A 9,076-nucleotide genomic window follows, 5' to 3' on the forward strand; every position below is an offset into this window, starting at 1 on the left:
TACTTCTTTGGAAGGAATTACTGGAACTTGGAATCCAGCAACAATTAGTAATACTGCTTCTGGAACTTATACTTTTACTCCAACATCTGGATTGTGTGCATTGGCTACAACTTTAAATGTTACAGTATTAATTATAACACCAACATTTGACGTTGTAAATCCAGTTTGTTCTGGAACTACTTCGCCAACTTTAGCAACAACATCTAATAATGGAATTGTAGGAACTTGGAATCCTGCAACTGTTAGTAATACAACATCTGGAAATTATACTTTTACTCCAAATGCTAATCAATGTGCAACTACTTTAACTATAAATATTACTGTAAATCCAACAATAACCCCAGTATTTACTACAATTTCTCCTTTTTGTCAAAATGGAATTCCTCCAACTTTACCAACAACTTCTAATAATGGGATAACTGGAACTTGGAATCCAGCAACAGTTGATAATACAACATCTGGAACGTACTCGTTTACATTTACTCCAGATCCAGGTTTTTGTGCCAATACCACGATATTAACTGTAGTTGTAAATCCGAATATCACGCCAACATTTAATGCAATTGCTCCTATTTGTCAAAATGCAACTGCTCCAACTTTGCAATCTACTTCAAATAATGGATTTACTGGAACTTGGAATCCTGCAATAATAAGCAATACAGCTTCTGGTACATATACTTTTACTCCAAATTCTGGACAATGTGCAACTACTACAACAATAGATGTTTTGGTAAATCCAAATGAAACTCCGACATTTAATCCACTTCCACCTGTATGTTTTGGTTCTGTTGCTCCAACATTACCATTAACTTCTACTAATGGAATTTCTGGAACTTGGAATCCATCTGTTGTGAGTACTACAAATTCTGGAAGTTATACATTTACTCCAAATACAGGAGTTTGTGCTATTGCTGTTACTATAAATGTTACAATAAGTCCGAATATAATTCCAACTTTTAATGCAATTCCAGATGTTTGTTATCAAACAACTAGTCCAATTTTACCAACTGCATCTACAAATGGAATTACTGGAACTTGGAATCCAGCAACTATAAGCAATACAGCTTCTGGAACTTATACTTTTACAGCTAATCCTAATCAATGTGCAACAACAGCAACGTTATCAGTTACTGTAACAATTATTACTCCAATTTTTAATGTAATTCCGCCAGTTTGTAATGGTTCAAGTGTTCCAAATTTACAAACCACATCTAACAATGGAATTACTGGAACATGGAATCCAGCAACAATAAGTAACACACAATCTGCAACTTATACATTTACGCCTAATGCAAATCAATGTGCAATTACAACATCAATATCAGTAACTGTTGATACAATTATACCAACTTTTAATGCTATTGCAGATGTATGTTTTGGAACAACAAGTCCAAATTTACAAACGGTATCTAATAATGGAATTACTGGAACTTGGAATCCAACTGCAATAAGTAACACTACATCTGGTACATATACTTTTACGCCAAATCCAAATCAATGTGCTGTTGCCGCAAGTATTTTAGTAAATGTTACAACTATTAATCCAACATTTAGTATTGCCACATCAATTTGTGAAAATTCAATTGCTCCAATAGTATCAAATACTTCTAACAATGGAATTACTGGAACTTGGAATCCTTCTACAATAAGTAATACAACTTCTGGAAGTTACACTTTTACTCCAGATGCAAATCAATGTGCAACAACAACTTTAATAAATGTAATTGTAAATCCAAACGTTACTCCTACATTTAATGAAATTCCACCTGTATGTTATCAATCAACGTCGCCAATATTACCAACAATTTCTACTAATGGAATTGAAGGAACTTGGAATCCATCTGTGGTAAGCAATACAACGTCTGGAGCTTATACTTTTACTCCAAATACAGGAATTTGTGCTTTACCAATTTCTATACAAATTATAGTAAATACAATAATTCCAACATTTACACAAATTGCACCAGTTTGTTTCGGTTCAACAGCTCCAATTTTACCAACAACTTCTACTAATGGAATTACTGGAACTTGGAATCCAGCAATAATTAGCAATACAATTTCTGGAACGTATACATTTACTCCAGATGCAAATCAATGTGCTACAATTGTTACTATGAATATTGATATAAATTCAATTACACCAATATTTAATTCAATTGCATCAATTTGTGAAAACGCGACTGCTCCAACATTACAAACAACTTCTAATAATGGAATAACTGGAACTTGGAATCCAAATATTATAAATAATACAGCAACAACAGTTTATACTTTTACACCAGATGCAAGTCAATGTGCAACAACTGTATCAATAACAATTGTAGTAAATCCAATAGTTACTCCCACATTTACTGCTATTCCAGATGTATGTTATAATACTACAAGTCCAATTTTACCAACAACTTCTAACAACGGTATAAATGGAACTTGGAATCCTGCAACAATTAGCAATACAGTATCAAACGTTTATACATTTACACCAAACGTTGGTGAATGTGCAATCGCTACAACATTAACCGTAAATGTTACAACTATAGTTACAACATTTGATGCAATTGCTCCAATTTGTGAAAATGCAACTGCTCCAATTTTACCAACAACATCTACCAATGGAATAACTGGAACTTGGTTTCCTGCACTAGTTAGTAACACATCAACAGGAAGTTATACTTTTACTCCAGATGCAAATCAATGTGCTACAACTGCTTCATTATCTGTTACTGTAAATCCAAATGTAACACCATTATTTGATGCTATTCCTATTATATGTTATAATGCTACAGCTCCAATTTTACCATCAGTTTCTAACAATGGAATTACTGGAACTTGGAATCCATCAATAGTAAGTTCAACAACTGCTGCAACATATACATTTACACCAAATGCTGGAATTTGTGCTACAACTGCAACATTAACAACTACAATTAATACAATAGTTCCAAACTTTAATCCAATTGCCGATGTTTGCTTTGGTTCAACAGCTCCAACATTACCAACAACTTCAACTAATGGAATTACTGGAACTTGGAATCCTGCAACAGTTAGTAATACAACTGCTGGAAGTTATGAATTTACTCCAGATGCAAATCAATGTGCAATTGTAACTACTTTACAAATAAATATTAATGTTATCAATCCAACATTTACTGCTGTAGCTGATGTTTGTTTTGGTTCTGTTGCTCCAACATTGCCTACAACATCTACAAATGGAATTACAGGAACATGGAATCCTGCAACAGTTAGCAACACAACTCCAACATTATATACTTTTACTCCAGATGCGAATCAATGCGCTACAACTTCTACGTTACAAATTAACATTAATAGTATAACACCAACATTTGCAACAGTAAACCCAATTTGTGAAGGTTCGACAGCGCCAATTTTACCAACAACATCTCAAAATAATATTACTGGAACTTGGAATGCATTGGTAAATAATACTGCTACAGCAACATATACTTTTACACCAGATGCAAATCAATGTGCAACTACAGTAAGTTTAACGGTTGTTGTAAATACTAAAATTGTTCCTTTATTTACATTTGGAACTTCTGGAACTGGTTGTCAAGGTGCAAGTGCTCAAGTTCTTATTACGCAAATTTCTACTAATGGAATTAATGGAACTTGGAGTCCAAACACATTAGATTATTCTATTTTAGGAACTACTATTTATACTTTTACTCCAAATGCTGGAGAATGTGCTGTCGGAACTACTTATAGTTTATCTATAAATCCAAACATAACTCCAACATTTAATGCAATTGCTCCGTTATGTTCTGGTTCTGCAAGTCCAATTTTGCCTTTAACATCATTAAATGGATATACTGGAACTTGGAATCCTGCAATTGTAAGCACAACAGCATCTGCAACTTACACCTTTACACCAACATCAGGACAATGTGCAACAACAACTACTTTATCTGTAACAATCAATCCATCACCAACAGATTTAGCAATTATTGTTTCTAATGTTTTAAATCAAACTGCACAAGGTGTTATTGAGATAACTAGTGTTACAAGTGGAGTTGCTCCATTTCAATACAATATAAATAATGGAAGTTTTAGCAATACATCAAGTTATGCCAATTTATTGCCAGGAGATTATATAATTACTGTAAAAGATGCCAACGGATGTGAATATGAAGAAACAGTTACTGTAGAAACTACTTGTATTTTCCCTAACGGAATTTCTCCAAATGGTGATGGTAAAAATGACACTTTCAACTTAAACGGTTGTAATGTTAAATTTATTAGTTTCTTTAATAGATACGGAATGAAAATAAATAGTTTCTCAAATTATACTAGTCAATGGGATGGAACAACATCTGACGCAAAAAATTTACCTGACGGAACTTATTTTTACTCAGCAGAATTAACAGACGGAAATGTAAAAACAGGTTGGGTTTACATTGCACGTTAACACTATAGAAAAGTGCTCTTAGTAGCACTTTTTTTATTTAATTAATTTAGTATTTCGAAAAAATATATCTGTTTAAAAAAAATTAAAAAGAACTTTTTGCATTCTTTAAAAAAGCAGTAATTTTAAAAAAAATTTAGATTACGAAAACCATAATATTGGTATGAAAAAGAATTCTACTATGATAACATTAATTTTAGCACTTTTTGTAGGTTGTGCCTTAATAATTGGTTCTATTTATTCGCTTTACAGCGGAAAAAATGATATTTTAATTGAAGAAGTTTCCGATTTAAATAAAACTGAAATAGACCTTACCAATCAAAAAGTAGCCATTCTAGAAAATGAAATTGATCAGTCTAATGAAAAATTTGAAGCTGCAGAAACTAAAATCACAAAATTAAAATCTGAAAGTTATATAGAAATTATTGATCAAAATTTACCAATTGTTGAAATATCAGATTCAGATATAGGAGAAAAAATTGAATTAAATGATGACAACAAAAAAGTACATAAGTTAATGTACAATCATCAAATAAAATTTAACCTAGTAAATGTTGGCAAATTCTCTTTAAAGGAAGTAATTTTTTCTGTAAAAGACATTTATAACGAAAACAGAGATAAGAAAAATAAAAAGAAATCCAATCAATACAATTATATGGGTCAAACGTTTGACAGTGAAGATGTTGGTGCATATAATAATATAGAAATTAATACTTTAAATTTAAAAACTAAAAAACTAGTTTATGTAAGTAATCTTCCAAGCAGTTTTGGAGTTGGAGATTATTATTATGATGTAATTGTAGAATGGAGCAAAGGATTTTATCAAATGCACGTAGATATTGAAGAACTAAACGGAAAATTAAAATACCGATATAAGTTTTACGATATTAACGGAAAAGAATTGGATTTAAAATCGCTTGAGAAAAACTTATAAAAAACAAAAAAACCTTCTAACTGAAGGTTTTTTTAGTTTGTAAATCATTGATTAATTATCCATTTATAGCTTCAACAATGATAGCTTCGTCGTGTAACATATCTTTTAACATATTCTCAATTCCATTTTTTAATGTAAATGTTGATGATGGACAACCATTACAAGAACCTTGTAGTATAACTTTAACTCGTTTTTCTTTTTCGTCGTACGAATCAAAAAGAATATTTCCACCATCGGCAGCAACTGCAGGTTTAACATATTCTTCTAAAATATTTATAATTTGCTGCGATGTAACATCTAGAGTATCAAAATTTTTAATTTTTTGTTTTTCTAATTTTGGATTTTCAATAATGACAGATTCATCAATTACTAATCCACCATTTTCTATAAACTGTTTAATAAAAGTTCTAATTTCTAGTGTTATTTCTTCCCAAGTTGCAACATTATATTTAGTAACAGAAATATAATTTTCATCAATAAAAATTTCTTTAACAAACGGAAATTTAAACAATTCTTTTGCAAGTGGCGAAGCAGTAGTTTCGTCAATATTTTTAAATTCTAAGGCAGTTTTAGTAAGTAATCTAGTAACCACAAATTTTAATGTTGCAGGATTTGGTGTAATTTCGCCATAAACACTCAAAGCAATTTTCTTGTTTTTAGATTCGTCTGGAATTATAATTATTCCACCTTTATTTACAAAATCTTCAATTTGTTCAGCAACCGCATCTTTAACATCTTCCCATTCTACAATATTGTATCTTTCAATTGCTATAAAGTTTCCAGATATATAAACTGTTTTAACAAATGGTAAGTAAAATAGTTGTTGCGCTAATGGTGAATTCTTAGCTTCGTCTATGTTTTTATATTCAAAATTTTCATTTTGGGTAATAAAATCTGGAAATTCAAATTTTATTATGGTTGAATTCTGAGTTTCTTTTATGATTAATTTCATGGTAATACTACATTTTTCGACAAATTTAACAAAGTTATTTTCTATGATTGATTATATTTGGACATTTAAACAATTAATTAACACATTAATCGTTTTAGAATACAGAATAATATAAATTTAATTGCCTCGATTTATGAAAAAAATTCTACTATTATTACTTTTTATACTACTAAACCAATATACTTTTTCTCAAGGCGTTGTTGTAAATAACACTACTTATACAGTTCCTCAACTTGTTCAAAATATATTGTTTGGAGGAAGTAATTCTTCTTCATCTTGTGCAGGAACACTTACCAACATTACTTGGAGTTCAGGTACAACTCAAGGAGATATAAATAATGGTATTGGATATTTTACAAATACCAATCCTGCTTTTCCATTGGCATCTGGTGTAGTTTTAAGTACTGGAAATGCTTTACAAGCTGGTGGACCAAATAATTCCTCTCAATCTAATGGAAATTGGCCAGGCGATGCACAATTATTAAGTTATGTGCAATCTTTAAATATTGATGCCACTCTAACTGATTATAATGATGCAACTATTTTAGAATTTGATTTTGTTCCACTAAGTGATTCTATGAGTTTTGATTTTTTGTTTGCTTCTGAAGAATATGGTACTTATCAGTGCGTTTTTTCAGATGCATTTGCATTTTTTTTATCTAACACTACTACAGCAGGTCCAGTAACAAATTTAGCACTTATTCCAAATACTACAACACCTATTTCTGTTGTAACTATTAGAAATTCTGCTAATAATAATAGTTGTCTGTCAGCAAATCCTACTTTTTTTGGTTTTTATAATGATGGTACAAACACAGTTGGAACTGCAAGTAATTTTAATGGACAAACTATTAAAATGACGGCTTCGTCTGCGGTTATTCCAAATAATACTTATCATATAAAATTAGTAATTGCTGATAGAAATGATAATTCTTTTGATTCTGCGGTATTTCTTGGTGGAGGAAGTTTTAATATTGGTGCATTAAATATTGCTAGTGACGGTTATAATACAACTAATCCTAATCAAAATTTAAATAATTTTACAATTGCTAATGGTTCTGCTATTTGTAATCAATCAACAAGAATAATTAAAGCTGGTCCAACTCAATTACCAGGATCAACATACGTTTGGAGTTTAAACGGAACTCCAATTCCTGGAGCAACAAACTATCTATATGAAGTTACAGCACCAGGAACATATTCTGTAGTTGTTACATTAGCTTCTGGTTGTTCACAAACTTACAATCCAATTATTGTAGAATTTTTGCCTCCAATGCCAATTATTATTGGAAATCCTCCAGATATAACTTCAACAACAACTATTTTTAATTTAAATACTAATAATAATCCAATAAGAAATGGTGCGCCTGTAGGTTATGAAATTTATTATCATACTCTTTTATCTGATGCTCAAATTGGTGCTTTTCCAATTCCAAATCCTGCTACATATCTTGGTTTTGACGGTCAACAAATATTTGCTTCAATTGTAGACAACCAAACTGGTTCTGGATGTATTGAAACAAGAAGTTTTTTCTTGGACGTTATTCCGCCTGCAGCAATTGTACCAAATGCACCAATAAATTTAACAAAATGCGATGATATTTCTAATAATCAAATTGAATCATTTGATTTTACTTCGCAAACATTATTAGTGCTGGGAAATACTTATAATCCAACTACTTATACCACTACTTATCACACATCTTTACCAAACGCAACATCTGGAACATTTGCTATTAATCCAATAACGAGTTATAATAATATTTCTAATCCTCAAACAATTCATGTTAGGGTTCAAGAAAATGCGAATCCAACAAATTTTGGTCTAACTACCTTTCAAATAAGTGTTGATACAAATATTAATCCTGTTTTTTCTGCTATTGCACCAATATGTTCAGGAACTACTTTATCTCCATTACCTACAACATCAACTAATGGTATTACTGGAACTTGGCTTCCAGCTTTAAATAATACAGCAACTACAGTTTATACTTTTACGCCAAATACTGGTCAATGTTCTAGAACTACTACTTTAACCGTAACTGTTGTTCCTCAACCCAATGCAGGCTCAGATGGTTCAACAAGTGTTTGCGAAACCAGCACAACCCAAGTTAATTTATCGAGTTTAATAACTGGCGAACAAGTCGGTGGAACTTGGACATTACAATCTGGAACTGGTGGAACTTTTACTGCAAGTAATGGAACTTTTACATCAGCAGTTGGAGCTACAACAAGCGTATTTCTTTACACTGTTTCTGGAACTTCACCATGCCTAAATGATACAAGCACAGTAACAGTAACCATAAATCCACAACCCAATGCAGGAACAGATGGCGTTTTAACCGTTTGTGATTCAAGTACTACTCAAATTAATTTATTTAATTTAATTATTGGTGAACAATCTGGTGGAGTTTGGTCTACAGCTGTTATTGGTGGAATATTTAATGCGACAGCAGGAACTTACATTCCAGCCGTTGGAGCTACATCAGGTGTTTTTACTTACACCATAACTGGAACTTCTCCTTGTATTAGCGATTCTAGTAGTGTTACTTTAACAATAAATCCTTCGCCCAATGCAGGCGCAGATGGTTCAACAAGCGTTTGCGAAACCAGTACAACTCAAATAGACTTATTTAATTTAATAACTGGTGAACAAACTGGCGGAACTTGGTCATTACAATCTGGAACTGGAGGAACTTTTACTGCAAGCAATGGAACTTTTACACCAGCAGTTGGAGCTACTACAAGTGTATTTCTTTACACAGTTTCT

Annotated in this window: 4 protein-coding genes; 3 read left to right on the forward strand and 1 reads right to left on the reverse strand. The window is 31.6% G+C overall.

The window, feature by feature from the left end; translation table 11 throughout:
- Both ACH2BC_RS03530 and ACH2BC_RS03535 read left to right on the forward strand, forming a co-directional pair.
- A partial coding sequence (locus tag ACH2BC_RS03530; RefSeq protein ID WP_395052605.1) for a gliding motility-associated C-terminal domain-containing protein occupies positions 1–4,423 on the forward strand: 4,423 nt, incomplete at its 5' end.
- A 178-nt stretch (positions 4,424–4,601) separates the two neighbouring features.
- A complete protein-coding gene (locus ACH2BC_RS03535) occupies positions 4,602–5,354 on the forward strand; it encodes a hypothetical protein (RefSeq protein WP_395052606.1) in 753 nt (250 codons plus the stop codon).
- Positions 5,355–5,409: 55 nt separating this feature from the next.
- Here the strand turns inward: ACH2BC_RS03535 and ACH2BC_RS03540 are convergent, their stop codons facing one another.
- A complete protein-coding gene (locus ACH2BC_RS03540) occupies positions 5,410–6,306 on the reverse strand; it encodes a NifU family protein (RefSeq protein ID WP_395052607.1) in 897 nt (298 codons plus the stop codon).
- Positions 6,307–6,439: 133 nt separating this feature from the next.
- On the opposite strand from ACH2BC_RS03540, the gene ACH2BC_RS03545 reads away from it, so the two are divergent.
- A partial coding sequence (locus tag ACH2BC_RS03545) for a choice-of-anchor L domain-containing protein (protein WP_395052608.1) occupies positions 6,440–9,076 on the forward strand: 2,637 nt, incomplete at its 3' end.

It is taken from the genome of Flavobacterium sp. (assembly GCF_043760115.1).
Classification (GTDB): domain Bacteria; phylum Bacteroidota; class Bacteroidia; order Flavobacteriales; family Flavobacteriaceae; genus Flavobacterium.